Raw genomic sequence first — 25,647 nt, forward strand, 5'->3', positions numbered from 1 at the left:
CCACCGAGGCCCGATGAAAGCCCTTGTGGCCGTGGAGCATGCGATGCTCGTCGCCGCCTGGAACATGCTCACCAACGGCGAGTTCTACCGCGACCCCGGTCCCGACTACTACACCCGGCGCGTCCCCGCCAAGACGAAGGCCCGAGCGGTCAGGCAACTTGAATCACTCGGCTACCGCGTCACCCTCGAACCAATCACCCACACCGCATAACGAACACCCCCAGCCACCCAATGCCACCGGAACGACCGGCGGGTCACCTCGGACTGTCCTCACCGCGTTGTGGTCACCTCATTTTCGTAAGAGAGGTCTCAAAACTTCAACTCGGAATCACGCTCGACATCGATAGCGGCAGTTGACAAGTCGTCGTCCGGCTTGTTCGTCATCTGCAGTGCGGTAGCGAGGCTGGCGAGCGACTGACGCGACCATTGCCATACGAACATGCCGTGGCCGGTGCCGTCATTTGTGAAGCGCGTGCCGTCTTCGCTGGGCACGATTGCCCAGCCCTGCAGGTGCACGAAAGCCGCCTCGTCGGTCTGCACAATGGGCCCAAAAGCACGCAGTTTCTTCATTGCCTTCTTCACGTTCTCAGCAGAACTCGAAGACGATGTCCCAGTAGCCCTCGGGTTGCGCCGGTACGATCTTTTGCGCACCAGGGAACGGGCCGTTGCCAAGGTTCCAGTACACCTTGAACGGACCACCTAGGCCGGGGGTGGCGTCGATGATGCGCCCCGACCCACCTTGGCCACCAGGGGGGCTGTCCCACTGGATGCGCTGGAACTGCGGCGACATGCTCGGCGTGCAGCCATGTTGGAACTGGGTGTAGGCCTGCCCGACGAGCTGGTCGAGATTGGCCGCGTTACCGTCAGCGTGTGCCAGTGGAGTAAAGGTAATGGCCGCCGCAAGGGCGACCACTCCTCCGATGATGACATTCTTCACCTCTGGTCCCCTTCTATCCCGTGTCTTGCGGGCCGCCGTACTCCCAATACATCATGTGTCCGCTGTCAGCGGGGTGGGTGCAGGTCAGCGTGTTGCCGTTGCTGTCTTGCGTTGTGGCATGCCAGTTGTAACACTGGTCGCCTTGACCGATCTGCTGCGCGTGTGCCGACGGGGCGAAGATGATGGCCACTACTAGAACTGGACTATCTCCTGCCAGGCTCGGGGACCATGACTTGCGTTGCGGACTCGAACCGCCCGCCCAAACCTGGGCCACACCTTGTCATTATTGCTGCGCCAGCGGTGGAATAGTGGTGTCATAGATGTCGACATTCACGCACAGGAATATGTTGGCGTATGTCACGACCTTCATGGCTCCCTCGCGGTCCATTTCAGGGTTCGCCCCCAGTAGGGCATTGACCTCTTGGAGATGGGTATATCCCTTCTCCAGGTCGGTGCAGACATTATGGCCCTCGGCGACGAGGCTGTCGTCTCCATTGATGCCTGTAATACCTTCGTCGTGCAGACTTTGCAGATAGTTCGCAACATCATCAGCCGCGCTGGGGGTGGAGGGAGGGCTGGGGTCGGGGGCCGGTTGTGCCGTTGTCGTCGGGGCACTCGGGAGTACCTGGTTTAAGTCGAAAATTCTGTACACCAAGGCCAACATCTTGCACGTCGGCGATGGTATGCCCGAGGACCTGTGGGAGTTCCTCGTCGCATTTGAGGAACTCGAACCAGAATTTTCCGACCAGCAACTGTTTGTCGAGGCGGACGAGGACTTTGTGGGCATAGTTCGGCTGCCAGTGCCGCCGTTCAGTGAATGGCCGGATGCGGGGAGGATTCGTTCCTGTCTTGGACTGGTTTCCCGCCTCATACTCTGCGTCTTGGCCAATAAGACGGGCGACGAAATATCGATCGTGATGCCACGGTCCCTTCCCTTGGATGACAAACTCGAAGTGCTCAGTCGGTTCATGACACCCGCCCTGTTGCGGGATGCATGGACGGAGACCCCGCCTGAAGAACAAAATCCAGCAGACGCTTGTTGGCCACGGCTGTGGTTTTACGAAAACGAGCGTCCCGCCTAACCGACGCGACGCGCACGGACCGCCTCGCCCCGGCGGCCTCGTCGTGGCATTCGCGTGGCCGACCAATGGGCTCAGCAGCGGATCCGGGATACCGGTAGCGAGATACGAGCTGGCGGGAGCGTTCCGACCGTGAGGTTCCAGGCCAGGCGGCATGATGGCCTACCGCTTCCAGCGGCGATTGGTGTCAGAAGGGGTTCATCAGGTCGGTGCCGCAGGCCACTGCTCTTGACGCCGTCAAGACCCGAAAACAAAACCGCAGGTAACGAGCGGGACTGAACTGGAAGGAGACGGAGCGAAACCGCAGGTAAACCGGTGTTTTACCTGGTAGACGTGGGGGTTCAAGTCCCCCTTCGCCCACCAAAAGTGCGGTGGGGCCAATCGGCATCCGTTCCCTCGAGTGGCAGCGTCTACGCGATGGCGTTACGGTGAATCGGCGATTCATTCCCGGAGGACTTGGTGAGCGGCGAACCAGTCGAGCAGGAGATCAGCTAGCTTGTCGGGTTGTTCCTCTGGTATCCAGTGCGAAACATCGGGCAGGATCTCGAACCGGTATTCTCCGCTGACGTATCGAGCGGTGTCATGGGCTGCTTTGGGAAGCAACGCGACGTCACGGTCGCTCCACACGTACAGCGTTGGCACAGAGATCTTTTGGTTGTTGCTACGCAGGTCGGACAATGGGATCGCGCGGTACCAGTTGAGGGCCGCCGTCATGGCGCCAGGCTCACTCATCGCCTGTACGTCGCGCTCGACAGCGGCTGGAGTCTGCCCGCTCCGCCGCAGGAATTCGGAGGCGAAAGCGCCGTTGCGGCTCGTCAACAGCCATTCCGGTATCCGTGGTAACTGGAAGACGTACATGTACCAGGACGCCAGACCCTGACGACTGGTCGCGAGCGATTTCATGAACGCGCCGGGATGCGGCACTGATATCGGCGACACGGTTGCCAGCCGGTCGGACATTTCGGCCGCGGCGGCCCACGCGACTGCAGCGCCCCAGTCGTGCCCGACAAGGTGCACCTGCCGCGCACCGCTGGCGTCGATCAGTGCGCCGACGTCGGCGACGAGTTCCGACATGCGGTAGTCGCGGCGGCGGAATGGCCGGGCGCCGGGTGAATACCCCCGCTGATTGGGCGCCAGGCACCGATAGCCCTCGGCGGCGAGCCGGTCGATGACCGCGTTCCAGCTGTCGTTGCGTTGCGGGAAGCCGTGCAGCAACACCACAACAGATCCGTCAGGCGGTCCGGCATCACGGACATCGAAGACCAGGTTATCGCGGCGGTAATGCTCCATCGGTCAAGCATCTCGCACTACGGAAGCTTGTGGTGGCGGGTTTGACACACCGGCGCTACGCGGTGCAGTACTACACCGAACCGGTGGGCGGGATTGACTTCAATCAAGACGACAAGCCCGCCCTTGCCGACTTCGCCTATCTGGCGTTCACCATCGCCGTGACCTACGGAGTGACTAACATGACCTTGAAGAATCGCGCAATTAGGCTCTCGGTGTTGCAGCAAGCGATGGTCTCGTACCTGTTCGGCACGGTGATTCTGGCGGTCACCGTCCAGGTGATCGGCACCCGCAGCGGTCTCTAGGTGGCGGCCTCTCAGGCTTCGTACGTGACGTGGTACCAGTGTCGGACCGGCTTATGGCTCTTGTCGGCTTGACCAGTGTCCGTCGCGCTGACCACGTTGACGTCGGTCACGTCGGGATTGTGGGCCTCGATGTAGCGCTCCAACTCGTGCAAAAGGGCGCGGTGCGGCTGATCTGGGTTGGCGAGCGCTTTCGCCGTGTGTGTTTGTGGCACGCAACTGATTATGCCGATAAGGCGGCGACGGGTATTGCGCCTAGAGGGTATCCGCCCACCGCAGGATCTCCGGAGTGACCGGGTCAGTGATGTCGCTGAACTCCGGGTGCTTTTTGACGAACGCGGCAACCATCGGGCAGAGGGCGACGACGCGTTTGCCGTCCGCACGGGTCGCCTCGAGAGCTTCCCCCACCAGGATGTTCGCCAAGCCGCGTCCGCCGAACCGTTCATCGACCTCGGTGTGGTAGAAAACCCGCTGGTTGTGGTGGTCAGCGACGGCGGCGAGCCCGACGGTCTCGCCGTCGACGGCGATGGTGTACTTCCCGTTTGCGGCGCTAACGGTGGTCTGGGCGCCGGTCTTGTCTGTGGTCATCTGCGTTCCTTAGCTATCCGGTCTATCGGCGGCGGAGGGGCGTGGCCGCAGCCGGGTGGTGGGCAGTGCGGGTGCGGGCAGCCTTGCCGAAGTCCCCTGGTAGCCGTACACGGCGCCGAAGCGTTCGTCGGCCTCTTCCCACTGCCGTCGGTACTCGGCGATCTCGTCGTGGCTTCGTCCGACGAAGTTCCACCACATCACCAGCTGCTCGGTGAACGGTGTGCCGCCCAGCAGCAAAACGCGACCGGGCTGATCGCCGTCGTTCTGTAGCACCAGTGCGGAGCTGCCCGGGCCGTGATAGCCGAGGTCGCCGACGGCCAGCGCGGCGCCGTCCATGGCGACGGCGCCCTGGTCGCACAGCACGCCGTGTTCGAAAGCCGGGTCGAGATCCAGCGTCACCCGGGCGCCGGCTTCCAAATCGAGCTGGGCCGGGTGTGCCGCCCGGGACGATGAAGAACGCCTGGCCGCGGTGACCGAGATCTTCGTCGACGACCGCGTTGACCACATGCACGTCGGCGATACCTCCGTTGCCGATCCACATCTTGTGACCGTCGATCACCCAGTCGCCGCCGTCGCGCCGCGCGAGGGTCCGCAGATTCCGTACGTCGCTGCCACCCTCCGGCTCCGAGATCGCCAGCGCCGCGAGCTTGAGGTCGCCCGGGGTTCCGAAACACTCCGGCGCCCACTCCAGAACACTCCGGCGCCCACTCCAGCATCTGCTCCGGAGAGGCAGCTTGCCCGATGGCCGAAAGCGCCAGCGCCGGCATGACGATCGCCAAACCGATTCCAGCGCAACCCCAGAACAGCTCCTCCATGAACATCGGCAACGAAAGACCGGTCGGATCGCCGATAAGGTCGCGGTAGAACAGCGGGCTGTAGAAGCCGCGTTGCGCGGCTTCCTCCAGCACCGGCCAGGGGAACTCCTGGCGCTGGTCATAGTCAAGGGCGACAGGACGAACGACCGACTCGGCGAACTCGTGGGTGCGCCGCGCCAGGTCCTGTTGGGCCGCCGTCGGCGTCAGGTCAAAGGTCATGTGCGTCACTCTCCCCCGCAAGCGGGGGGACCCCCCCGAATCATGCCGGCATCATCATCGTCGTCGCCGCGGGTCATGTGCGTCACTCTCCCCCGCAAGCGGGGGGACCCCCCGAATCATGCCGGCATCATCATCGTCGTCGCCGCGGGCCATCGAGCCCCTGTGTCGGTTGCCCTGGTATTACCCCCTGTCAGCCGGTTCAACCCAACCGTTGCAACGAGTCAGGCCGCCGTCTGTGGCCCGACGTGGCGGATCGGCAGATGAAACACCGTGGCGGTCACCGCAACGGTGTCGCCCTCGCGTCGCGCCAGCAGCGCGGCGTTGTCGGGCAGCTGTCGTGAGTTGATCTCACCGGCCGCGATCTGGCGCAGGGTGGCGTGTGCCGCAGCCAGCTGTTCACGCTTGCGGTACTGGCCGCCGGGCAGTTTGACGCCTGCCCACACGCCGTATTCTTCCCGGTTCTCGGCTGCGTATCGCGCGCACAATCGCTGTTGTGCCAGTGGGCACCGCCGCAGGCACAGCAGCCGCGCCTCGGTGGCCGACTGTTCATAAGCGCGTGCCTTGGCGGCACCGTCACCGCCGTCGTCGTCGGCGTAGCCGAACCACAATTCCGGGTTGACCGAACATGGATGCCCCATCAGTATGTCTCCTTCAGCCCTAAACGTATTCAGAAGCATATACATAGATGATGGGCCTTGACAAGAGAAACGTGATGAAAACGTATATACCGAGGACAAGGGGTACGCCTGTGTAGTATTCGAATATGCCCGGAGCGCCGCGGTGAGCCGCGAATCCGCAGGGGCGGCCATCCGGGAACTGCGTGAGTCGCGCGACTGGTCGCTGGCCGACTTCGCCTCGGCAACCGGCGTGAGCATCATGGGCCTGAGCTACCTCGAGCGAGGTGCCCGTAAGCCGCATAAAAGCACCGTTCAGAAGGTAGAGAACGGGCTCGGCCTGCCGCCGGGTACCTACTCGCGACTCGTGGTCGCCGCTGATCCGGCCGCCGAGCTGGAGCGGCTGACGGCCGTCGCGCCGGCAGAACACAGGCCTGTGCGACCCACCGGGCCGATTGTCGTGGACCGGCACACCGACACCCAAGTACTCGAGGGATACGCCGAAGCTCAGCTCGATGCCCTGAACTCGGTGATCGAACGACTGCCCGAGGCGACATCAAACGAATATGAGACGTATATTCTCTCTGTGATCGGACAGTGCGTGAAGGCTGAGATGCTGGCCGCCAACTCCTGGCGGGTCGCGGTCAACGCCGACACAGCTTCGGCAGGACGGTTGATGCGGCATCTGCAGGCCTTGGAGACAACGCGCGGTGCGCTCCTGGAGCGCATGCCGATGAGTCTTAGTGCGCGGTTCGACCGGGCGTGCGCCCAGTCATCGCTGCCGGAGCCGGTCATCGCGGCGCTGCTCGGAGTCAGTGCCGCGGAAATGTGGGACATCCGGAATCGGGGCGTCATCCCGCCGGGAGCGCTACCACGCGTGCGCGCCTTCGCTGATCTGGCCGACGGCAATGGGAGTGACGACGACACCAGCGAAGGAGAAGCATGGTGAGCGGGAACGAACTGGCGGCGTTAAGCCATGCGCACCAACTGTTTGCCGGCCCTGCTCGTCCAGTACCGGTGGACGTCGAGGCGGCGCAGTACGACAAGATGTTGGAGCGAGCTGTGGGACTGAATACCGGTGGGGGACAAGAGCTTTACCGGTCAGCAGTTGACCGTAGCCGGAAAGCTTTGCGATCGGCCGCCACAATTGATGCCGCGGTCGCCGCGACCGCTTCGCGCGCGTACCGGGATCACGCCAACGCCCGCACCCTGACCCAGAATGTCCTCGACGAGGCCCGCGCCGACACCGCAATACCGGACACGCCGATGGCGCAGCGCGAGGCGATGCGTCGTCGGGTGGCGCGGCTGCGGGCTCAACGAGCGCATGTATTGGACGCCCGTCAGCACGCCCGTCGGCATGAGGCGGCGTTGCGCGCCTTGCACTACCGAGTCATGCCACGCGGCAGTCACCGGGCCGGGCTGCGGTTGCCGCCGGCCAACACTCGTGCCGGTATCGCGGTGCGGGCAGCGTTGTCACGGCTGGGCAGGCCGTATGTTTGGGGCGCAACCGGGCCCGACCAGTTCGATTGTTCGGGGCTGACCCAGTGGTCCTACGCGCGGGCAGGAATCCACTTGGACCGCACCACTTATCAGCAGATATATGACGGAATCCCGGTCCCGCGCTCACAGGTCCGCCCGGGCGACCTGGTGTTCCCCAGCACCGGACACGTGCAGATGGCGATCGGCAACAATCTGGTCGTCGAAGCACCCCATGCCGGCGCTACGGTCCGGATCAGCCCGCTAGGCACCGGCGCGCAGATCCGGCGCCCAGTGGGGTGATGGTGATGGTTGTTGAGCGCTCAGCCCGTGAGTACGGTCAAGCCATGGCGGACCAGGCCGGACAGTCGATCGGCGCTATCGGGGACGCGCAAGCCGCGCTATCGAGACAACATGCGGCGGCCGCGGAGGCCGACCTTGCTCTCACGGAAGCGCTTGCCAGCGCGCATGCCGCAACGGTCGACGGGATCAGGCGGCTCGACGCGATCGCGGCCGACATCGACCTCGCAGTGGCGAACCAGGCCGCCATTGGGCTCGATACCGCGATGGGGGCGCGGGAGTTCCAGAAGTTCCTGATCACCAAGCAACGAGAAATCCTGGCGGTGGTGTCCGATGCCCACGAGCTCGACGCCGCGAGAAAGGCCTTGTTGGGGAAGTTGACGGCGCACTACAACGCCTCCGCCGGCTAGCGCTTCGCTGCCGTCGCGTTGCCGGACACCGCTGTGTACTTGTGAATTGTCGAGAACGAAGCCCCTGGCTACTGTCGCCAGCATGTTGGGGCCGCAGACCGATCCGCTCTCGCATGCAACGTCGCTCTCCTGAGCAATGGCGACGCCTGACGATGTGCTCGCCGCGGTCGAGCACATCAAGGAATGCACGGGCGACCCGGCAGCCTGGCTGGCCGGTCTGACACCGCAAGACATAACGGATTTGGTGACGATATTTACAGCAAGCCCGCAAAGGCTCGACGGAATTATTGCCACGATCCGCCAACAGCATCCGGATCTGTTCGACTCGAGGACGGGGGAGATGATGGTCCCGCCGCGGACGGGACCTGCCGGCCGTCGGCCAGCGGGTCCGCAACCTGACAATCCCGCCTCCGATCGTCAGGAGGGCGCGGCAGCCGACACCATCAGAGACGCAGAAGCCGCTCTGGCACATCAGAATTCGGCGACTGCTCAGATCGACCTGCAAGTGGTTACGGCAGTTCTCAATGCGCACCAAAGGAACGCCGAGGGTCGGGAGGCGTTGGACAGACTGCAGCACGATATCGAGGCGGCGGTCACAACGCGATCCGATCTGGACACTCCGGCAGGGGCGCGTGACTTTCAGCGCTTCCTGATCGGCAAGCTCAGGGATATCCGCGCCGTGGTGGCCAGTGCAAGCCTTGACGACACGTCGAACTCAGCACTGATGGCCGCGTGGGCGTCTCTGTACAACTCGTCCAAGCCCGAGATGGGTGGTGCGGACAAATCCCGCCAGTCAACCGGTTGGCCCACTGGTTCCGCAGCGGATAGCACGGGCCAAAGCGGGCCAGCGGCACCCGATACCGGCTTGGAGCCCTACTTTGATTCGCTGCCTGCCGACGATTCCGGCTTCCTAACTGAGGACATGCCGGCACAGATCCCGTCGTCACCGCCGCCGATGACCCCGACGATGCCGAGTATTCCGGCGTTTGGAGGGGGAGGCATCCCGGGCGGGGGAGCGATGCCCAGTTTGGCTATGCCGAGCGGCTTTCCGCTGCCCGGGCCGCTGCAAGGCGCCGCGGACAAGGGTTCGCCCAAGGACCTCGACAACGCGCTGCTGGACCCCGACGACCCGGAGGACCAGGCACCCTCCGCGAAGGACGGCGACGAGCAGGCGGAGCATCACGACGCCGAATCCGCGGCGGCCCAGCCGCCCGCCGGCCCGACGACCGTCACCCTGCCCACCGGGGAAACGGTCACCGCTGCCAATCCTCAGCTCGCCGCAGCCATCAAGGCGGCGGCGGGCGGGATGCCAATCGCAGATGCGTTCCGCCAGGAAGGGATTGCCATTCCGCCTCCGGGGACTGCGGTCAGCGACCCAGTCGACCCGTCGCGGCTCACAACCGGGGATATCGGCATGTTCACCGATCGCCACGCTCTTGCCCTCGGTCAAAGCAAGGCCCTGCTCAACGGTCAGATCCAGCACATTTCCACCGTGAACGGGCCCAGCTTCCTAGGCTGGGAGCATCCTCCTGGACCGATCGCAACAGCCGCACCGGACAGGACCGCCCCACCGGCGCCCACCAGGCCGGCCACGGCCGAGAGACTCGAGAGAGCGTAGTAGAAATCCGGCGCCCGCCGGCACATCAAGAGGAGACAGCGGATGGCAGACCGAATCCACGTGGTGCCCGCCAACTTGCGTGAAGCTGCCGGCCACCATCAAGAGACGTCCGAGTATTTGCGAACTCTCCCGTCCTCGCACCAGGCAATTCAACAGAGCCTGGACTCGCTGGGGCCGATCTTCGGCGAGCTGCGCGAAGCCGGCCGCGAACTTCTCGAGCAACGACGCATGTGCTACGAGCAACAGTCCGACAGCCACGCGAAAATAGCCGAGAACCTGACTAAATCGGCGAACATGTGGGAAGAGCACGAAGCAGAGGCCGTCCGGAGATTCGAACGTATCCCTGACGACAGTCAATGACTGAGGCCGATCCCGCGTTCGACACCGTACACCCGAGCGGGCAGATCCTGGTCCGCTCTTGCCGTGGCGGGTACATGCACAGCGTCACGTTGAGCGAGGCGGCGATGAGCACTAATGCGGAAAGCTTGGCGGAGGCTATCTTGCTGACCGCCGACGTCTCGTATCTGAAGGCGGTGATGGAAGTCCGCGGCGAGATCGTGGCGGCCGGCTACACCCCGTCCGCTGAAGTTGCGACCGCCCACGATCTCGACATGGCGATCGACAGGTTGGTGGCGCATGAGCTTCAGCGCCCAGACGACCGGGAGCCGTGACGAGCGTGGCCTAGCGGATCCAGGTCTTAACAGCGTCTCGATCCGGAGCGATATCGGTGGGCGGCTCGACCGGATTGGCGCCGAACAACTCTCGCGCCCGGCCAAGCAGTGCGCGTACCTCGTTCAGCTGCTGTTGCAACCCGGAATCAGCCACACGCTTACGCTACCCAGACTCGGATATTCCCACAATTCACTTACAGCGCCCTAAAGATGTGGGCTGGTACTTTACCGGCAGCGCGCTGGCCTTTGTGGAGCCGGCCAAACAGAGAAGTCGCCGATCCGAAGATGACGGTAGGCTTGGCCGGTGGCAATCTTCGGTCGGAATACGGCGCGTCAGCGCCTCCGGAGAGCTACCCGAGAATCGCTGAAGATTCCGGCATTCAGCTCTCCGGTCGACTGCACCCCATGGGTGACGGGCGGGTTGTGGCCTGCCGAGCTGTCGACAGTTACCGCTGAGACGGCTCCACTCGTCAAATATCTGAAGGCCGACTTGCAGAAGATTGTCAATTCGGCAAACGAAGAACTCTCAGGCATCAGGCGAGCGGGATTGGCTGATCCGGTGCGGCTGGCGGAAGAGGCTCGAGTGATCAAAGGTGCTCGCGCCTTCGCCGTTCGGCGAGTCGAGTCGACAGTTCGTCATCTCCGTAACGTGACGCCGAAATTGCCGGCGGAACATGGTCCGGTAAATGGCGCCGATGACACCGAAAAGACACGGCGATTCAGAGTCGTCGCTCCTGCGCCAACGGACACGAATGGGCCCGCTGACGGGCCCACACCGCCGGAGCCGGAAATTCCGGAGCAAATCCATCACCAGGCGGCGGTAGTCGACGGGCACGAAGACCGGTACGAAAGATGGACCGAACCGCTCGCCGCGGCCGAGCAACCGGCGGCGGCTGGCGACTTGGAATCCGCCGAACCGGATCTCTTGGCGCCACTGCCTCCCGCAGTGTCGGACGACACCGATGTGCTCGAGGAGATTGCGGCGGTGCTGCAGGAGATCGCACCGATCGCGCAGACTCCGGTCGATCACGCGCCGAGGCAACCCCTGACCCGTCGCCGCATGGAACCTCCGGTCGATGATTCGCCGAGGCAACCCCCCGCGGCCCGGCATGCGGAGCCTGAGGTGCCTCCGACTCCTCCGGTGTCGTCGGCTCCTGCGCTCGATGACGCTGCGACCACGCGGCAGCCCGAGCTGCTGGCCGAATCGGAGTCTGAGCGCGAACGGCTGGAACGGCTGCTCAAATTCGTGGCACGGCAGGAACCCGGGTTGCGCTGGGCCGTCGGCAAGCGTGAGGACGGGACCACGTTATTGGTGACGGACCTTGCGCACGGCTGGATACCGCCGGGAATTACGCTGCCCGCCGAGGTCCGGCTGCTGGGCCCGGACCGACGCACGGGCAACGCGGCGGCGTTACTCGGCCAGACAACGATGTCGGCGGCCTACGCCCCCAGCGATCCGTTGGGCTGGGCAACCGACTACGACGTCACCGACACCTCGTCGCAACCGCGTGAGCTCGCTGCGGTCGACGACGTGGGCTGGCTGCTGGGCGAGGCCACGCACTGGCGCGATGGTCTGCCCAGGATGGTTCACACGTTGGCCAAGGCGGGTGCTGCGGGGACTGGTGTCCTCGATGCGGAAATCGACATATTGCGGGTATACCTCGATACTTCGCGCTACCAGCTATTTGCTCAGTATCCGGATATCGATGCCGGGTTGCTGCTTAATTGCTTGCTGCTGGCCGCCACTGAGGGCATTGCCACCGGGAACCTTGTGAACGCGAATTATCACTTCGCCTGGTTCCAAATGCTCAGTGTGCCGTGGGCCGGCGGATGGAAAGCCGGCCCGTAGGCCTCAGCGTTCAAGCGTGCAGAGAATGAATTGACGCTGGTCGGAGGGCTCGAGATACTGTCATGATGCCGGGGTCGGGTAGTCGCGCGCAGCTCAGCGACAAGGATCTCGTCGAATCGGTTCTGCGTGAATTGAGCGAGGCGGCCGATAGGTGGGAAGCGCTGGTCGGGCAGGCCGAGGCGATTACGTACAGTGTCGATCTCGGCGATATTCAGGCAGTTGTCAATTCAGACGGTCGGCTGGTCGAATTGATATTGCATCCGACCGTCATGTCCGGTTACACCCACGGCGAGCTGGCCGACAGGTTGAATCTCGCGATCGCCGCGTTGCGGGAAGAGGCCCAAGCCGAAAACGAAGCACGGTACGGCGGATCCCTCCAGTGACGTGGGATCGGTTGTCGCTGAAGGCATTCGAGCTGCTGGATCGCGGGCATAACCGCTACGGCGTCGGCCGAAACGGTGAGAACCTCGCCGCATTGGTGCACCTGGCGGATGCACATCGGCCGCCGAAAGGATACTGACCGTGCCACTCAATCTCTCGAACCGAGATCAGAACTCCGGACACCTCTTCTACAACCGTAGGTTGAAGGCTGCGATCACCCGGTTCTCGGTGCGGATGAAGCACGACGACCGCAAACAGCAAGCGGCAGTGGCGCTCTCAATTGTGTTCGTTCTCATCGGCATCGGCTGGATGGCGCTCCTGCACGTCATGAAACCCGCCGGTCTGGTGGGGCAGTCCGCGATCATCGGAAACCGCGACACCGGCGCGGTCTATGCGAAGATCAACGGGCGGCTGTACCCCGCGCTGAACCTCACGTCTGCGCGGCTGGCCGTTGGCAGCGCAGCCACACCGACCTGGGTCGAGGCACCCGAGATCGCCAAGTACCCGACTGGTCCGATGATCGGTATTCCCGGTGTGCCCGACAGTCTCACCGTCACAACGAGTTCCGTGTCGGCGTGGTCGGTGTGCGACACCGCACCCACCCACGGCAGCGGGGCGCCGCCGTTGGTGACATCGATCGCCGGAGAGCTGTCGACGGCGGGCCGGGCGGCTCCGTTGGCGCCGTCGCAGGCCGTGCTGGTCACCCACAAAGACGCAACGTATGTGATATGGGGCGGGCAACGGTCGCAAATCGACCCGACCGACCGATCGGTCACCTTCAACCTGGGTCTCGATCCGGGCGTGACTTACCCGATCGCGATTTCCAACGCCCTCTTCGACGCCCTGCCGGCAACCGAACCCCTTGTTGTTCCAGCGATTCCGGCTCAGGGCACACCGTCGACGTGGCTGCCGGGCTCGACGGTTGGCAGTGTGCTGGAGACGCGTGACTCTAACGGCGTCGTCACCGGCTTTTACGCGCTGCTGCCCGATGGCGTGCAAAAGATCACCAGTTTCGTCGCCGATCTGCTCCGCACCGCACTCGCCCAGGGCTCTGCCACCCCGACTCTGGTGTCACCGGACAAGCTGATTCACATTCCCGTCGTCGACGTGCTCGACGTCGGCTACTACCCTTCAGGCAAGCTGAATTTCATTGATTCAGCGGCGAATCCGGTGACTTGCGTCGCGTGGCAGAAGCAGTCCACCGACCCGCAGGCGACGATCAGCGTCTTCAACGGGCGGGGGCTGCCGGTGCCGATCGGCATGGATCCGCGTCTGGTTCGGCTGGTACGCGATGACCGGAATCCCGATTCAGTGGAGGCCGACCAGGCACTGGTGCTGCCGGCAGCGGCAAACTTCGTCGCGACAACCAGCGGCGTCGCCACCTCGGACAGCCGCGAAAGCCTGTATTGGCTTTCACCGCAGGGCGTTCGATACGGGGTGCAATGGGACGAGAAGACCCTGCAGGCCCTTGGGCTGAATCCGGGCAGCGCCGTGCAGGCGCCATGGCCGATCGTACGCACGTTTGCGGCCGGACCGGCCATCAGCCGTGAGAGCGCGCTGTTGGCGCGCGACACTATCTCTGGCGGCGCCGCGGTTGCCCCGATCCCGGAAGCTAACCAACAGGTGGGAGGTTAGGCATGTCCAAACGCGGTTTCGTACGTGCGGCACGGAAGCCGGCGCCCGCGGTTCCGCCGGTGCGGGTGGCGGTCGCCGCCCCGCTGGCGTTGCCGGAGCGCGAGCCTCGCAACATCCTGCTGATGATCGCGCTTCCGGCGCTGCTGGTCGGGATCATCGGCACCTTGGTGGTGATGTACACCTCGGGGGTCCGGTCACTGCAGTCAGGGTTCTTCCCGATGATGGGGCTGGCCGGGTTCGGCGCGTTGATGTTCAGCGGGCGCTTCGGGCGAGGACGGCGGATCTCCTGGGGCGAGCAGGAAAAGCAGCGACGTATCTACCTGCGCCAGCTCGATGAAGACCGGGACGAAGTACAACACGCCGCCCAGGACCAGCGCCGTAGCCAACTGTTTGTCCATGGCGATCCGCAGAAATTGGACACGGTTATCGGCGGGCCGCGGATGTGGGAGCGCCGCGCTAACGACCAGGATTTTCTCGATGTCCGCCTCGGCATCGGCATCCAGCAGGCCAGCGACTCGGCGGTGTCACTGCAATGGCCCGAGGTCCCGATCGGAGAGGAGCTCGAACCGGTCACCGGCGGCGCGCTCCGGGATTTCATTCTCGAGCAAAGCAAGATTCGTGGGATCGGCAAGGTCTTAAGCCTGCGCTCCAAGCCAGGCTTCAGCTTCATCGGCAGCAATCCCGACGAACTGCATAACCTGGCCCGCTCGATCCTGTGTTCGCTGGCGGTCTATCACAGCCCGAATGACCTCAAGCTCATGGTTGTAACCCGCCATCCCGAGCTGTGGTCGTGGCTGGTGTGGCTACCGCACAACCAGCATGACGAGATGTTCGATGCCTGTGGTCTGCGCCGCCTGGTGTTCGCCTCGCCGACCGAGCTGGAGGACGCGCTGGACGCCGAGTTGCACCGCAAGGGCCGCGGGCCATGGACCCCGCCGGTGGGGACCACCCCGACGTCGATGCCCTCGCCGATGGAGTCGTCGGGTTCAAGGCTGGGTCCGCACTGGGTGATCGTCGACGACAGCGTGGGAACGCCCGAACAGTGGGAGGGTGTGACCGGACAGAAGGGCATGGCCGGCATTACGGTGCTGCGCTTGGCGACCCGACCCGGGGTCGGCGTGGGCTTTGCCGACGAGGATCAACGTTTCGACGTGCGACAAGGGCGGCTTTATCACCGCGGCGCGTTCTATGCGGTAGCCGACATGCTCGCCGAGAGCACGGCCAACCGGTATGCACGAGCAGTGGCGCGCTGGTCGCCGATGAGCGCCGGCGATTTGTCCGAAACCGACAGCCAGGCAGGTGAATTGCTGCGGGCGCTGGGGATCAACGATCCGCGACAGCTCGACGTCGACCGACTGTGGGCCGACAGCCGGGGCCGGGGCGACCCGAAGTGGGCGATGGTGCCGGTCGGGGTGAAAGCCGGCGGCGAATTGCAGTACGTCATTTTCCGAGCGAAAGACTTCGGCGGTTTCGGTTTTCACTCCGTGGTGATCGGAACCTCCGGCTCAGGCAAGTCAGAGTTCTTTCTGTCGTTGTGCAATGGGATCGCGCTGACGCATTCGCCCGAAACGTTCATCGTGATCTTCGTCGACATGAAGTTCGAATCCGCCGCGCAGGACCTCGAGGGGTTGCCCCACGTTGCGGGCTCGCTGTCCAACCTGGGCAAGGACGACCGGCACCTCGCCGAACGAATGCGCAAAGCCATCAACGGCGAAATTGCCAGAAGGTACCGACTTTTCAAGGAAGCCGGTGCACGTGACGCCAACGAGTACGAAGAGATGCGGCTGGCCGGCCGAGATCTGGAGCCCGTTCCGATCCTGCTGGTCATCATCGACGAGTACCTAGAACTGTTCCACCACCACCAAGAGTGGATCCAGCTGGTCATCCACATCGGTCAGGAAGGCCGCGGCTGCAACGTGTTCTTTACGCTGGGCGGCCAGCGCCTGGACTTGTCGTCGCTGAGCAAGGCCAAGAGCAACATCGCGTTCCGGGTGGCGTTGCGGGCGGAGACTGCCGAGGACTCCCGCGACGTCATCGGGAGCGACGCAGCGCTGCACCTGCCGTCGAAGGAGAACGGGTACGCCCTGCTCAAGGTCGGCCCGCGCGACTTGGAGCCGTTCCGATGCTTTTACCTATCGGCGCCGTTCGTGCTGCCCAAGAAGGTCGCGAATGTCAACAAGACAATCGACGTGAGCTTCTCACAGCCGCGCCCCCTCACCTGGGAGTACCAGCCGCTGAGCGCCCAGGACACCGCGGCCTTGGCCGTTGCCGACGAACCCGAGGAACCTGACGAGTTCCTCTTCCATAGCGACGGCTTCAAGAAGAAGAAGATCCTCGACGTCATCCGCGAATCGCTGGTTTCCCACCCGGCCCGGCTGCCCCACCAAATCTGGCTTCCCCCACTGGAAGTCAGTGAACAGGTCGACGCATTGGTGGCGTACTGGCGCGATAAGCCCTGGCACGTTGACTACGGGCAGAACCCGGGTTTGGTCTTTCCGGTCGGGATCGTTGACATTCCCGACGAGCACGTACAACGGGTTCATGCGGTCCACGCCGAGATGGACAACGTCATGGTGGTCGCCACTGCCCAGCGGGGTAAATCCACCACTCTGATGACGTTGATGACCTCAGCCGCTTTGATGTATCGCCCGGAGCGCGTGACCTTCTTCTGCATCGGGGCGGCGCTTTATCCGGTGGAGGATCTGCCGCACGTCGTCAGTGTCGTGAGCCTGAACGACTCCGAAGGGGTGTCGCGGACCATCGCCACGCTGGAGGGCTTGATCCGTGCCCGTGAGGCGGCGTTCAAGCACTACCAGATCGATATCTCCGAATTCCGTGAGCGACGGTTCGGGGCGGCCGGTGGCGGGGGAACGGACCCGAACGACAAGTTCGGCGACGTTTTCCTGGTCATCGACAACTACGGCGACCTGTATGAAAAGGACCCCGGCATGGGGGATCGGGCGATCGCGATCGCCCGCCAGGGCCTGTCCTACGGTGTGCACGTCATGAGCAGCGCCAACGGCTGGTTTGTCGGCCAAAAGCAAGGACTTTTGACGGTGTCGAACGCGCGAATCCAGCTTCGGCTCAGCAACCCGGACGAATCGCAAATGGGCACGGGTATAGAACAGCGCAGAGCCGCACGAAACACGCTGGACCGGCCGGGCTTCGGCCTGAGCAAAGACGGATACGAGGTGTTGATCGGGGTGCCCGAAATCACCGGGACCAAGGGTGAACGGGTGGGCACACGCGGCATCGGTTCGCTGCTCGCCGAGGTCACCGGGACCGCAAAGGTAGAACGGCTGTCCCGCTTGCCCGAGCGGGTGCCGTTGAGCGACGTCATCGCCAGTTTCGCCGACACCGCCCCGGCGGCCGACCCGTTGAACATCCCGTTCGCCATCGGCGAGCGTGCGCTTCAGCCAGTGGCCCTCCCGGCCCGCGTACTGCCCAACATGCTTGTGATGGGCCGCCAATCGTGTGGCAAGACCACCACCCTGGCAGCCATCGGACAGGCCATTACCAGCCGGTTCAGTCCCGAGCAGGCGCAGATCACCATCATCGATCCGAAGACAACGCTCATCGGGAAGATCCAAGGCCCGCATGTGCGTGCCTACGCCTATACGACAGACGACATCGACGCCGTGCTCGGCGAGTTGGCCGCAGAATTGCAGGACCGCCTCCCACCGTCGGGTTTAACGCAGGAAGAGCTGTTGAACCTCAAATCATGGGAGGGCCCGCACCATTTTGTCCTGCTTGACGACGAACACGAGCTGCGACCCCACAATCAGGTGCTAAAGCCAGCGGCGACCGCACCCCTGTGGGGCCTGATCGAACGCAGCCGCGAGATTGGCCTGCACGTCATCGCTGCGCGCTTGCCGGGCAACTGGGCTTCACAGGTGGTGATGAACCCATTGCTGCAGAAATTGACCGAGTCCCGTTCGCCGACGTTGTTCATGGACAACGACCCGGCCAACGTCAAGGTGCACGGCAGGGTTGCTGCGCAGCAACTGCCGCCCGGGCGCGGTCTCCTGGTCACCACCGACGGGGAGATCGAAGGGGTGCTGGTAGGGACGCCGGAGTGGGCGCAATAGCCGGTGGCCGTCGCAGTCGCACGTCGGTTCACGTGAACAGGTCCCTTCGCTCTCGGACGTAGTCCTGCACCGATTGCGGCGGGTGGCCAATGAGGTCTTCGACATCGTGGGTTAGCCGGTTGTAGCGGTCGTCGCGGTGCAACCTGGCCATGGTGGCGATGTGCTGTTGAGTGTGCGGATCGAGGCCTGAGCGGGTGAGCTGCTCGAGCCATTCGTCGTAAGGCAAGCGAGCCCCGGTGATGGGCCGGCCAAGGGCTTTCGCGTACTGCTCGGCCAACTCGTCGATGTCCAGCGCTGCCGGGCCGGTCAATTCGTAGACCGCACCAAGGTGATCCTGGGGTGCACGTAGCACGGTAGCCACGACGGCGGCCACATCATTGGTGGCGATGGGCGAACTGCGGCCGCTTCCGAACGGCAACGCCAACTCCCCGTTGTCGCGGATGGAACGGGCTGCCAGCACAGTGAACAGTGGATTGTCGAGGAACACCGTGGGCCGAATGTGCACTGCGGGAATGCCCGACCAGTTGATGACGTGCTCGGCCAGCCAGTGCAGCCGTTGTTGGCGGGACTCCTCGGTGCTGGTTGCGGTCATCTGCGAGACCGTCATCTGCGACATGTTGACCAGCAGTTCCAGGCCGTCGCCGTCCTCGGCGGCCGCGCACACGACGGCAGTCGCTTCCAGGTAGTCCGCCGAGACGCTCATATTGAAAAACATCCGGTCGATGCCAAACATCGCCGCACCGACCTCCACCGGGTTGGTCAGGTCTCCCACGAACACCTCGGCTCCTAGTGCGCGCAGCGCGTCGGCGCGTGAGTCGTCGCGGTGCACCATCGCTCGCACGGCCTCACCATGGCTGAGAAGTTGCTCGACGACACGCCGGCTGACGCTGCCAATACCGCCGCCCGCGCCAGTGATCAGGTACGTCGGGGCCATTTCGCTCCCAAGGCTCAGTTGCTGCGCATCTCAAACGAGGTTGAGTGCGTCGAGAAAAGCCGTGGCGACTCTCGGGTCGCCGTCGATCGATACCAACTGACGCCACGGTAGCCGGGTCGTAGACCAGGCCAAAATGTCCTCGCTCGTCGAGCTCAGCGTTGCTGCGGCGTTGTTTGCAGCAGAGTCGACGGGTCCCACGGTGATGGTGTCGGCGTCGGCGCTGATGAGGACTTCTTGGGTCGCGGGACCGGTGAGCCGCAGCACTACCGGTGCGGTGAGGTGGGCCGCCAGGTCAGGTTGCATGGTGGCGATTCCGTCGAGCAGCCAGGATACCGAGGGGGCGAGGCGGACCTCGTCCAGCGCCGGCAGCTGGCGAGTGATTGGCCCACGTGGGCCGAGGATGTCGTAGCGCAAGTGGGTGGTCATGTCGAAGGTGAACATGTCGGCGATGGCGTGCAGGCGGTGGGAGCCGAGGTCGAACATCGGTGTGAGTACGGAGGCCATGGGTTCTTCCTGCAATCCGGAAAACACCTGGAGGGCCTGTTCGAGTTGCTTGTGCAGGTTGTTCAATGTGCGGGCGGTATCCCAGTTGCGCCGTTCGGCGACCATGACGTCGTTAAGAGCTTCGATGGTGCTGTCTGGCATCGCGTCACCGCGCACGGCTGCCTGCAGCACTTCGAGTAGGGCGCCGGCGTGGATAACGACGTCATGCACAGTCCAGCCAGCCGCGGCACTGGGTGCCTGCCATTCATTTTCGCTGAGCCCGGAGCCGACCGTGATGATGTCCTCGGCGGCGCAGCGCATTCCGGTGATTCCAGCGCGGCTCATGTGCGTCTCCTCAGGGCACTCGGGCGCTTAGTTGAGCTGGCGGTTGGGCACCAAGCAGCTCAAAGAGCTGAGCGAGCAGCCCGTCGAGTTCGTAGCCGACATCGGCGATTTCGGGCTTGTCGTAGCTATTGAACAGCAGGCTGGGCTGGTCGACGGCGAGTTTGGTATCACCATCGGGGTCGGCGTAAAGGACGGTGCGCAGCGGAGCATGCAGCATCACCGACGGGTCGTAGCGAAACATGCGTTCGGCGATCGTGTGGTTGCCCATCAAGTACTGCGTGGCCTTCCACAGCGAAGTCGAGCCGGCCATGAGGGCGGTGACGTCGCCGCGGTAGTAACGCATAAACCCATGCGGGGCGTTGATCTCGGCGAGCTCCAAGGTGGCCTGCCAGGAGGCCATCTGAAAGAAACGGGCGAAATCCACTTCGGGAACCAGAGTCTCGTACTGCTCGCGGGCCTCGTCGTAGAGCGCAGGCAGCGCTACCACCAGGCGCCGGGAAGGGTGGTCGATCGCGATGGTGCTCGTAGTCATGACTGTGCCCTTTCGTCGCGGCGGATGAGTTCGACATCGTGGATGTCCAGGGTGATCGAGGGCAGGTTGAGGTTGACGGTGTTGTCGGGGTTACGGCGGAAAACTCGCCGGCGGGTAGCGACCTGCAAACCGTCGAAGTTCTTGTAGCGGCTGGTGTAGTGCCCGACCAGGGTGCTGCCGTTGATTTCGACGATGTAGTCCATGCGCCGTTGCAGGCCTTGGGAATCGAAGTAGAAGACCTGATCGGGGTTGTGGCTAGCGACCGATGGCGGAAACCGCACTTGGAGGCGCCGCCAGGTTTGGCCGGCCTCGTGCCAGGGTTCGATCTCGCGGGCCACCACTCCGGGATAGCTGAACAGGAATGGCGTGGTGAAGTAGTTCCAGCAGGCGTAACCCAGGAAGTAGCCCAAGTGCCTGGCATCCCAGGCGCTATTGCGCAGCATGCCTTTGAATCCCGCACGTGCGGGTTCGAGTAAGTCGACCGGTTGGCCGTCCAGGGTCTCCATGGTGACGCTGTCGCTGGCGGCGTCGAACACCATCCGCTGGTCGGGGCGGGTGAACGGGGTGAACACGATGTGCTCGTCAACCGTGTCCAGCGTGACGATTTGGTCGAACGTTTTCTCCGGTGGCCAGCCCTTCATCGCCCAGATCGGGCCGCCGATCGAGATATCAATCTTGAGGGCGCGCAGAGTATTCCACAAATCGCGCCCTCCGGTGGCGGCGATAGCCAGATCTAGCAGATCACCACTCATGCGGTCACGCGGTCTGGAGGGCGCCGGCGATGAAACCGGCGACGGTCACCGGTTGAGCGATGAAAGCGGTGTGAGAACCCGCGATGGACTCGGTGGTGGCGCCCATGCGTTCGGCCATGAACCGCTCGGCGTCCGGTGCGATGGCGTTGTCGCGCTCCGAGACCAGATACCACGACGGCTTGGCTTTCCAGCCGGCGGCGGTGGCGTTTTCGGTGAGCGCGGCCAGCGAAAGCGGCCGCTGAGTGGCGAACATGACCTCGGCGACATCGACGGGCGCGTCCGCGCAGAAGGTCTCACGGAAGCGCTCCTTCGTGATGTAGAGGTCGGGCCCCTGTGGTGCCCCCGGGGCGTCGTAGCCGGTGGGATAGGAAGTGGTCGCCAGCAGCGGCGGCGAGAAAGGTTGCTGCACGCCAGAGCAGCTTTCACCCTCCTCGAGCCCAAATGCGGCCAGGTAGACCAGTCCAGTGACGTTGTCCAATTCAGCCGAGGCTTGGCTGATGACAGCACCGCCGTAGGAATGCCCGACGAGGACCACCGGACCGTCGATCGCAGCCACCCTGGTCGATATGGCTGCGGCGTCGTAGGCGAGGCCGCGCAACGGGTTGGGCGCCGCTATGACGGCGTGGCCAGCGCTTTGCAGTTCGCGGATCACGCCGGCGAACCCGGAAGCGTCGGCGAACGCGCCATGCACCAAAACGATCGTCGGCGTGGTTGATGTAGTCATGATCATTGTCCCTGAATAGTGAGCGGACCTCGCGATTCGCCATCAAACATGACATGGTTCCATCTGGCGCGCCGTCATCCATTTGGGTGAGGCGGCTGCGTGCGTCGGGGTCACGTTTTCGAGTGAGAAGCTTCAGCGGTCGGGTTAATCACCTCTTCGGTCCTGGACTGCGGCGGCAACAACGGACCTCACCTGAACAGGTGAAGGATCGCCATCTCGCGGGATGTCACCTTAGATATTAAGGGCTGCAACAACGACATCGACGGCCCCTCGAACGGTGGTCCGGATGAAGTACAGAGCTGTGTCAAATTCGTCAAACAGGCTCGGCGTCAACGGCTTCGACCACAGCTGTCACTCTGAGAGGTAGGTTATGACAATTTCCCCATCGGCGGCCAAAACCGATCTGCAGGCCGACGTGTTCATCGGCCCGTTTCTGCCCTTCGAACAAGGCGGGGGAACGTTTGCGGCGACAACGTCCACGCTGGTGTCCGGGCCGTCAGAGGCCGTTCTAATCGATGCACAGCACATTCGCACGGACGTGGCCGCGCTGGCAGAGTTCATCGGACGTACGGGTAAACGGCTGAGGACTATCTACGTGACCCACGGCCACGCCGATCACTGGTACGGCGCCGGCGACTTGTTGGCCGCATTCCCCGACGCGCGCGTCGTCGCGACGGCCCCGGTTGTGGAGTACATCAACCAGGCGGAGGAGATTGAAGCGCAGCAGTGGGCGGCGATGTTCGGCGAACGGGTTGCCGAGCCAACCGCCGTTCCAGAAGCCCTCGACGGATCGACAATCGAGCTCGAAGGACACGAGCTGCGGATCGTCGAAGTCGGTCAGGGTGACATCCAGCCCAGCACAGTCGTCCACATCCCCGACCTCGATGCAGTTGTCGCCGGTGATGTGGTTTATAACCAGATCCACGCGATGCTCGGATTGAGCGGTCCCAACGGCTGGGATCGCTGGCTCCAGAGCCTGGATGCCATTGAGAAGCTCTCCGCCCGAATGATCGTCGCCGGCCACCGGAAACCCGAGTCCTCCGACTACGAGGCGACTCGGATGCTGGATGAAACACGTTCGTACATCAGTGACTTCGCTGATGGAGCCAAGCGGCTCGACAGCGCCGACGAACTGGTTCAGTTGATGAAGTCGAAATATCCTGACTTCGGCAACCGCTGGACGCTGCACTTCTCAGCGCAGTCCTGGTTCTCAAGAAAGCGGGTGTGAGGCGCCCGGGCCTCATGCGATGGAAGGGCAATGGCTATGCGGCGCGCGAAAATTCAGACTGAAGACGGCACGATCCTCCGTGCCTACCTGCACTCGCCCGGAGCGGGTGCGCATCCCGGGATTGTCATGTGCCCCGGCTTCGGGGGAGTCAAACAGCTCATCGACCCGTACGCTGCCTTGTTTGCCGAAGCTGGATTTGCCGTACTCAACTTCGATAATCGCGGCTGGGGCACCTCCGAGGGCGAACCCCGGCAGGAACTGAACGTGTTCAAACAGATCACCGATCTGCGTGACGCGATCACCTTCGCCGAATCACAACCGGAATTCGACTCCGAACAAGGATTTGGCGTTTGGGGATCGAGTTTCTCAGGGGGACTGGCGATCGTCACGGCCGCTAATGACCCCCGAGTCCGATGCGTAGTCGCCCAGATCCCGAACGTCAGTGGTCACCGCAATGCGGTCAAACTGTTTACCGCCGAACAGCTACGGGAGATCCGGCGCCGAGCTGCAATCGACCGGCGCGCTCGCTTGGCTGGCGAACCCCCGATGATGGTGCCGATGCTTTCCGAAGACCCGGAAGAACTGTGTGCATTCCCTCGGGAATTTCCCGAGGAGTACCGCGAAGCAATCGAATCGGGGATCTGGAACAACCAGACGACGATTCGTTCACTCGAGAATTTCATCGAGTTCGAGCCCGCGGGCTGGCTTCCCTATGTGGCGCCCAAGCCGCTGCTGATGATCCTGGCCGAAGACGATCGAACCACTTTCACCGAGGTTCAGCGGGAGGTGTACGAAACCGCCCTGGAACCGAAGAAGCTACTCACCTACGACGGCGGCCACTTTGATGCCTACGCAACGTTTTTTGAGCAGACCGCTCACCCTGCTCGCGACTGGTTCATCGAGCACCTAGGGGTGTCGTCAAACCGGCAAGCACTCGATGCGCCGACAGTCGGCACCTAGAGAGCACGTACCGAGTACCGAGTACGGACAGCACAGCGAGGAAGGAGATCACATGCCGCTGTGGAACGTTTATTGCACAGAAGGCACCTATTCGAACGAGGACAAGCGCGCCTTCGCCAACGCGATCACCGACATCTACGCCGGGCAAGCGGGCGGCCTTCCCGAGATGACGATGCCGCGTTTTTATGTGGCGGTCGTCTTCCACGACGTGCCGAAGGATTCACTGTTCATCGGCGGTGTGCCAAGAAACGACTTCGTGCGGTTTTCCATCGACCACATCGCCTACGCGATGCCGGTTGAGCTCAGAGAGCTGCTGTTGAAATTCATCAACAAGACGATTCACCCGTTCGTGCGTGACCGCGGACTGGACTGGGAGATCCACATCGACGACACACCCCGAGATCAGTGGACCATTCAGGGGATGCGCCCGCCTGACTCGGGGTCAGAGGAGGAAAAGCGCTGGATCCGGGACAACAGGCCGTCCAAGCCAACCAGCGCCGCGTCGACGAAATAGTCTCCAAAGCCAACCGTGCGATGACAATCCTCGATCGCTTCCGGATTGACGATCGGGTCGCGATCGTCACCGGCGCGTCCAGCGGCTTAGGTGTCGCTTTTGCCGCCGCCCTGGCCGGCGCAGGAGCCGACGTGTCACTCGGCGCGCGTCGAGAGGATCGCCTGGAAGCCACCCGCCAACTCGTCGAAGATGCCGGCCGACACGCCATCACGGTGCGAACCGACGTGGCCAGCCCGGACGAGTGTCGTCAGCTCGTCGACGCCACCGTGCGCGCCTTCGGCAGGGTCGACATATTGGTCAACAACGCCGGCATCGGCACCTCCGTATCAGCTACCCGAGAAACTCCCGAGCAATTTCGGTCCGTCATCGATGTCAACCTCAACGGGTGCTATTGGATGGCTCAGGCATGTGCCAGGGTGATGCAGCCTGGAAGCACCATCATCAACATCGCGAGCGTGCTGGGCTTGACCAGTGCCGGGATACCACAGGCGGCTTACGCTGCCTCGAAAGCCGGACTGATCGGTCTGACGCGCGACCTCGCCCAGCAGTGGACGGGCCGTAAGGGAATTCGCGTCAATGCCCTGGCTCCGGGGTACTTCGAATCCGAAATGACCGATCAGTTTTCTGACGACTACATCGAGCGCACGGTGTTGCCGCGCACGCTCGAAGGCAGGCTCGGCCATACCGAAGAACTCAGCCCGGCCCTGCTTTTCCTGGCCAGCGACGCAAGCAGCTACGTCACCGGCATCACGCTGCCTGTCGATGGCGGCATCCTAACCAGCCGAGCCGCAACGATTGTCAGGCGATCTCACCGAGCTCCCGCAAGATATTCACGAGTTGAACGCGAGACTGGACACCGAGTTTGGAGTAGATCGACCGCAGGTGGGTGCCGGTAGCGGCAACACG

General features: G+C 63.4%; 31 protein-coding genes and 4 pseudogenes. 19 read left to right on the forward strand and 16 right to left on the reverse strand.

The genetic code is table 11. The features are described from left to right. Positions 1-211: pseudogene (locus ACLQI9_RS30330) on the forward strand (IS110 family transposase); the annotation flags it as partial. Positions 212-309: 98 nt separating this feature from the next. Here the strand turns inward: ACLQI9_RS30330 and ACLQI9_RS30335 are convergent. The 4 genes from ACLQI9_RS30335 to ACLQI9_RS30350 all read right to left on the reverse strand — a co-directional run bounded on the left by ACLQI9_RS30335 (position 310) and on the right by ACLQI9_RS30350 (position 1,601). Next, entirely contained in the window at positions 310-582 is a 273-nt protein-coding gene (locus ACLQI9_RS30335) for a hypothetical protein (RefSeq protein ID WP_442376041.1), read from the reverse strand. A gap of 4 nt (positions 583-586) precedes the next feature. Next, positions 587-937 (reverse strand): hypothetical protein, encoded by a 351-nt coding sequence (locus ACLQI9_RS30340; protein ID WP_442376042.1) that lies wholly within the window; start codon positions 935-937, stop codon positions 587-589. 13 nt (positions 938-950) lie between these two features. Next, the gene (locus tag ACLQI9_RS30345; RefSeq protein WP_442376043.1) at positions 951-1,127 is read right to left on the reverse strand and encodes a hypothetical protein; all 177 of its coding nucleotides are present in this window, start codon (positions 1,125-1,127) and stop codon (positions 951-953) included. Positions 1,128-1,220: 93 nt separating this feature from the next. Further along, positions 1,221-1,601 carry a DUF732 domain-containing protein gene (locus ACLQI9_RS30350; RefSeq protein WP_442392678.1) on the reverse strand — a complete coding sequence of 127 codons (381 nt, stop codon included), beginning with the start codon at positions 1,599-1,601 and terminating at the stop codon, positions 1,221-1,223. 19 nt (positions 1,602-1,620) lie between these two features. On the opposite strand from ACLQI9_RS30350, the gene ACLQI9_RS30355 reads away from it, so the two are divergent. Next, positions 1,621-2,019 (forward strand): hypothetical protein, encoded by a 399-nt coding sequence (locus tag ACLQI9_RS30355; RefSeq protein ID WP_442376045.1) that lies wholly within the window; start codon positions 1,621-1,623, stop codon positions 2,017-2,019. A 438-nt stretch (positions 2,020-2,457) separates the two neighbouring features. Here ACLQI9_RS30355 and ACLQI9_RS30360 read toward each other — a convergent pair whose 3' ends face one another. Then, complete coding sequence (locus ACLQI9_RS30360) at positions 2,458-3,306, reverse strand: alpha/beta fold hydrolase (RefSeq protein WP_442376046.1); 849 nt, start codon at positions 3,304-3,306, stop codon at positions 2,458-2,460. Between the two features lie 32 nt (positions 3,307-3,338). Between ACLQI9_RS30360 and ACLQI9_RS30365 the strand changes: the two genes are divergently transcribed. Next, a complete protein-coding gene (locus ACLQI9_RS30365; protein WP_442376047.1) occupies positions 3,339-3,608 on the forward strand; it encodes a DUF1345 domain-containing protein in 270 nt (89 codons plus the stop codon). A gap of 11 nt (positions 3,609-3,619) precedes the next feature. On the opposite strand, the gene ACLQI9_RS30370 is transcribed toward ACLQI9_RS30365, so the two are convergent. The 5 genes and pseudogenes from ACLQI9_RS30370 to ACLQI9_RS30390 form a co-directional block, all read right to left on the reverse strand. After that, entirely contained in the window at positions 3,620-3,820 is a 201-nt protein-coding gene (locus tag ACLQI9_RS30370; RefSeq protein WP_442376048.1) for a hypothetical protein, read from the reverse strand. Between the two features lie 40 nt (positions 3,821-3,860). After that, the gene (locus ACLQI9_RS30375; RefSeq protein WP_442376049.1) at positions 3,861-4,193 is read right to left on the reverse strand and encodes a GNAT family N-acetyltransferase; all 333 of its coding nucleotides are present in this window, start codon (positions 4,191-4,193) and stop codon (positions 3,861-3,863) included. A 9-nt stretch (positions 4,194-4,202) separates the two neighbouring features. Further along, positions 4,203-4,622, reverse strand: a pseudogene (locus ACLQI9_RS30380) (pirin-like C-terminal cupin domain-containing protein); the annotation flags it as partial. Next, positions 4,621-5,227, reverse strand: a pseudogene (locus ACLQI9_RS30385) (acyl-CoA dehydrogenase family protein); the annotation flags it as partial. The pseudogenes ACLQI9_RS30380 and ACLQI9_RS30385, both read right to left, overlap by 2 nt. A 221-nt stretch (positions 5,228-5,448) precedes the next feature. Next, a complete protein-coding gene (locus tag ACLQI9_RS30390) occupies positions 5,449-5,865 on the reverse strand; it encodes a WhiB family transcriptional regulator (protein WP_442376050.1) in 417 nt (138 codons plus the stop codon). A gap of 142 nt (positions 5,866-6,007) precedes the next feature. Here ACLQI9_RS30390 and ACLQI9_RS30395 point away from each other — a divergent pair, with 142 nt between their 5' ends. From ACLQI9_RS30395 to ACLQI9_RS30420, 6 genes are all read left to right on the forward strand, one after another. Then, the gene (locus tag ACLQI9_RS30395; RefSeq protein ID WP_442376051.1) at positions 6,008-6,790 is read left to right on the forward strand and encodes a helix-turn-helix domain-containing protein; all 783 of its coding nucleotides are present in this window, start codon (positions 6,008-6,010) and stop codon (positions 6,788-6,790) included. Further along, positions 6,787-7,620 carry a C40 family peptidase gene (locus ACLQI9_RS30400; protein ID WP_442376052.1) on the forward strand — a complete coding sequence of 278 codons (834 nt, stop codon included), beginning with the start codon at positions 6,787-6,789 and terminating at the stop codon, positions 7,618-7,620. The genes ACLQI9_RS30395 and ACLQI9_RS30400 overlap by 4 nt, the downstream gene beginning before the upstream one ends. 44 nt (positions 7,621-7,664) lie before the next feature. Continuing rightward, complete coding sequence (locus tag ACLQI9_RS30405) at positions 7,665-8,027, forward strand: DUF4226 domain-containing protein (RefSeq protein ID WP_442376053.1); 363 nt, start codon at positions 7,665-7,667, stop codon at positions 8,025-8,027. Positions 8,028-8,163: 136 nt separating this feature from the next. Then, positions 8,164-9,645 (forward strand): DUF4226 domain-containing protein, encoded by a 1,482-nt coding sequence (locus tag ACLQI9_RS30410; RefSeq protein WP_442376054.1) that lies wholly within the window; start codon positions 8,164-8,166, stop codon positions 9,643-9,645. A gap of 42 nt (positions 9,646-9,687) precedes the next feature. Continuing rightward, entirely contained in the window at positions 9,688-10,005 is a 318-nt protein-coding gene (locus tag ACLQI9_RS30415) for an ESX-1 secretion-associated protein (RefSeq protein ID WP_442376055.1), read from the forward strand. Continuing rightward, entirely contained in the window at positions 10,002-10,316 is a 315-nt protein-coding gene (locus tag ACLQI9_RS30420) for a DUF2694 family protein (RefSeq protein WP_442376056.1), read from the forward strand. The genes ACLQI9_RS30415 and ACLQI9_RS30420 overlap by 4 nt, the downstream gene beginning before the upstream one ends. A 10-nt stretch (positions 10,317-10,326) precedes the next feature. Here the strand turns inward: ACLQI9_RS30420 and ACLQI9_RS30425 are convergent, their stop codons facing one another. Further along, positions 10,327-10,470 (reverse strand): hypothetical protein, encoded by a 144-nt coding sequence (locus ACLQI9_RS30425; protein WP_325675913.1) that lies wholly within the window; start codon positions 10,468-10,470, stop codon positions 10,327-10,329. Between the two features lie 150 nt (positions 10,471-10,620). Between ACLQI9_RS30425 and ACLQI9_RS30430 the strand changes: the two are divergent. The 6 genes and pseudogenes from ACLQI9_RS30430 to eccCa form a co-directional block, all read left to right on the forward strand. Then, positions 10,621-10,972, forward strand: a pseudogene (locus tag ACLQI9_RS30430) (hypothetical protein); the annotation flags it as partial. Positions 10,973-11,376: 404 nt separating this feature from the next. Then, complete coding sequence (locus ACLQI9_RS30435) at positions 11,377-12,165, forward strand: DUF5631 domain-containing protein (protein WP_442376081.1); 789 nt, start codon at positions 11,377-11,379, stop codon at positions 12,163-12,165. Positions 12,166-12,227: 62 nt separating this feature from the next. After that, the gene (locus tag ACLQI9_RS30440; RefSeq protein ID WP_442376057.1) at positions 12,228-12,548 is read left to right on the forward strand and encodes a DUF2710 family protein; all 321 of its coding nucleotides are present in this window, start codon (positions 12,228-12,230) and stop codon (positions 12,546-12,548) included. Then, a complete protein-coding gene (locus tag ACLQI9_RS30445) occupies positions 12,545-12,685 on the forward strand; it encodes a hypothetical protein (protein ID WP_442376058.1) in 141 nt (46 codons plus the stop codon). The genes ACLQI9_RS30440 and ACLQI9_RS30445 overlap by 4 nt, the downstream gene beginning before the upstream one ends. A gap of 2 nt (positions 12,686-12,687) precedes the next feature. After that, positions 12,688-14,181, forward strand: coding sequence for a type VII secretion protein EccB (gene eccB / locus ACLQI9_RS30450; RefSeq protein ID WP_442376059.1), 1,494 nt, complete (start codon positions 12,688-12,690; stop codon positions 14,179-14,181). A 2-nt stretch (positions 14,182-14,183) separates the two neighbouring features. Further along, the gene (eccCa, locus tag ACLQI9_RS30455; RefSeq protein ID WP_442376060.1) at positions 14,184-18,269 is read left to right on the forward strand and encodes a type VII secretion protein EccCa; all 4,086 of its coding nucleotides are present in this window, start codon (positions 14,184-14,186) and stop codon (positions 18,267-18,269) included. A 28-nt stretch (positions 18,270-18,297) separates the two neighbouring features. Here the strand turns inward: eccCa and ACLQI9_RS30460 are convergent, their stop codons facing one another. The 5 genes from ACLQI9_RS30460 to ACLQI9_RS30480 are packed head-to-tail and all read right to left on the reverse strand — an operon-like array spanning position 18,298 to position 22,039. Continuing rightward, positions 18,298-19,203 (reverse strand): NAD(P)H-binding protein, encoded by a 906-nt coding sequence (locus tag ACLQI9_RS30460; RefSeq protein ID WP_442376061.1) that lies wholly within the window; start codon positions 19,201-19,203, stop codon positions 18,298-18,300. Positions 19,204-19,233: 30 nt separating this feature from the next. Continuing rightward, a complete protein-coding gene (locus tag ACLQI9_RS30465) occupies positions 19,234-20,031 on the reverse strand; it encodes a maleylpyruvate isomerase N-terminal domain-containing protein (RefSeq protein WP_442376062.1) in 798 nt (265 codons plus the stop codon). 10 nt (positions 20,032-20,041) lie between these two features. Next, a complete protein-coding gene (locus ACLQI9_RS30470) occupies positions 20,042-20,563 on the reverse strand; it encodes a DUF302 domain-containing protein (protein WP_442376063.1) in 522 nt (173 codons plus the stop codon). Next, positions 20,560-21,315, reverse strand: coding sequence for a hypothetical protein (locus ACLQI9_RS30475; RefSeq protein WP_442392680.1), 756 nt, complete (start codon positions 21,313-21,315; stop codon positions 20,560-20,562). The genes ACLQI9_RS30470 and ACLQI9_RS30475 overlap by 4 nt, the downstream gene beginning before the upstream one ends. 4 nt (positions 21,316-21,319) lie before the next feature. Then, entirely contained in the window at positions 21,320-22,039 is a 720-nt protein-coding gene (locus ACLQI9_RS30480; protein ID WP_442376065.1) for an alpha/beta hydrolase, read from the reverse strand. A gap of 370 nt (positions 22,040-22,409) precedes the next feature. Here ACLQI9_RS30480 and ACLQI9_RS30485 point away from each other — a divergent pair, with 370 nt between their 5' ends. Genes ACLQI9_RS30485 through ACLQI9_RS30500 form a run of 4 tightly spaced genes read left to right on the forward strand, consistent with a single transcriptional unit; the run spans position 22,410 to position 25,637 of the window. Then, positions 22,410-23,267: an MBL fold metallo-hydrolase gene (locus tag ACLQI9_RS30485; RefSeq protein ID WP_442376066.1), complete on the forward strand. Its 858-nt coding sequence runs from the start codon at positions 22,410-22,412 to the stop codon at positions 23,265-23,267. 30 nt (positions 23,268-23,297) lie between these two features. After that, positions 23,298-24,227, forward strand: a complete 930-nt coding sequence (locus ACLQI9_RS30490) for an alpha/beta hydrolase (protein ID WP_442376067.1) — start codon at positions 23,298-23,300, stop codon at positions 24,225-24,227. Between the two features lie 52 nt (positions 24,228-24,279). After that, positions 24,280-24,741 carry a tautomerase family protein gene (locus tag ACLQI9_RS30495; RefSeq protein WP_442376068.1) on the forward strand — a complete coding sequence of 154 codons (462 nt, stop codon included), beginning with the start codon at positions 24,280-24,282 and terminating at the stop codon, positions 24,739-24,741. Positions 24,742-24,761: 20 nt separating this feature from the next. Beyond that, on the forward strand, positions 24,762-25,637 hold the full coding sequence (locus ACLQI9_RS30500; RefSeq protein WP_442376069.1) for an SDR family NAD(P)-dependent oxidoreductase: 876 nt from the start codon (positions 24,762-24,764) through the stop codon (positions 25,635-25,637). Positions 25,638-25,647: the final 10 nt, after the last annotated feature.

Origin of the sequence: Mycobacterium sp. (assembly GCF_052143115.1) — a bacterium.
GTDB lineage: Bacteria > Actinomycetota > Actinomycetes > Mycobacteriales > Mycobacteriaceae > Mycobacterium.

Bases quoted from the DNA above. Each gene is read 5' to 3' on its own strand.
- ACLQI9_RS30350 (WP_442392678.1), bottom strand. From the start codon at position 1,601: ATGTTGGCCTTGGTGTACAGAATTTTCGACTTAAACCAGGTACTCCCG.
- ACLQI9_RS30355 (WP_442376045.1), top strand. From the start codon at position 1,621: ATGCCCGAGGACCTGTGGGAGTTCCTCGTCGCATTTGAGGAACTCGAA.
- ACLQI9_RS30360 (WP_442376046.1), bottom strand. From the start codon at position 3,306: ATGGAGCATTACCGCCGCGATAACCTGGTCTTCGATGTCCGTGATGCC.
- ACLQI9_RS30375 (WP_442376049.1), bottom strand. From the start codon at position 4,193: ATGACCACAGACAAGACCGGCGCCCAGACCACCGTTAGCGCCGCAAAC.
- ACLQI9_RS30390 (WP_442376050.1), bottom strand. From the start codon at position 5,865: ATGGGGCATCCATGTTCGGTCAACCCGGAATTGTGGTTCGGCTACGCC.
- ACLQI9_RS30405 (WP_442376053.1), top strand. From the start codon at position 7,665: ATGGCGGACCAGGCCGGACAGTCGATCGGCGCTATCGGGGACGCGCAA.
- ACLQI9_RS30410 (WP_442376054.1), top strand. From the start codon at position 8,164: ATGGCGACGCCTGACGATGTGCTCGCCGCGGTCGAGCACATCAAGGAA.
- ACLQI9_RS30415 (WP_442376055.1), top strand. From the start codon at position 9,688: ATGGCAGACCGAATCCACGTGGTGCCCGCCAACTTGCGTGAAGCTGCC.
- ACLQI9_RS30420 (WP_442376056.1), top strand. From the start codon at position 10,002: ATGACTGAGGCCGATCCCGCGTTCGACACCGTACACCCGAGCGGGCAG.
- ACLQI9_RS30435 (WP_442376081.1), top strand. From the start codon at position 11,377: ATGGAACCTCCGGTCGATGATTCGCCGAGGCAACCCCCCGCGGCCCGG.
- ACLQI9_RS30440 (WP_442376057.1), top strand. From the start codon at position 12,228: ATGATGCCGGGGTCGGGTAGTCGCGCGCAGCTCAGCGACAAGGATCTC.
- eccCa (WP_442376060.1), top strand. From the start codon at position 14,184: ATGTCCAAACGCGGTTTCGTACGTGCGGCACGGAAGCCGGCGCCCGCG.
- ACLQI9_RS30460 (WP_442376061.1), bottom strand. From the start codon at position 19,203: ATGGCCCCGACGTACCTGATCACTGGCGCGGGCGGCGGTATTGGCAGC.
- ACLQI9_RS30465 (WP_442376062.1), bottom strand. From the start codon at position 20,031: ATGAGCCGCGCTGGAATCACCGGAATGCGCTGCGCCGCCGAGGACATC.
- ACLQI9_RS30470 (WP_442376063.1), bottom strand. From the start codon at position 20,563: ATGACTACGAGCACCATCGCGATCGACCACCCTTCCCGGCGCCTGGTG.
- ACLQI9_RS30475 (WP_442392680.1), bottom strand. From the start codon at position 21,315: ATGAGTGGTGATCTGCTAGATCTGGCTATCGCCGCCACCGGAGGGCGC.
- ACLQI9_RS30480 (WP_442376065.1), bottom strand. From the start codon at position 22,039: ATGACTACATCAACCACGCCGACGATCGTTTTGGTGCATGGCGCGTTC.
- ACLQI9_RS30485 (WP_442376066.1), top strand. From the start codon at position 22,410: ATGACAATTTCCCCATCGGCGGCCAAAACCGATCTGCAGGCCGACGTG.
- ACLQI9_RS30490 (WP_442376067.1), top strand. From the start codon at position 23,298: ATGGCTATGCGGCGCGCGAAAATTCAGACTGAAGACGGCACGATCCTC.
- ACLQI9_RS30495 (WP_442376068.1), top strand. From the start codon at position 24,280: ATGCCGCTGTGGAACGTTTATTGCACAGAAGGCACCTATTCGAACGAG.
- ACLQI9_RS30500 (WP_442376069.1), top strand. From the start codon at position 24,762: ATGACAATCCTCGATCGCTTCCGGATTGACGATCGGGTCGCGATCGTC.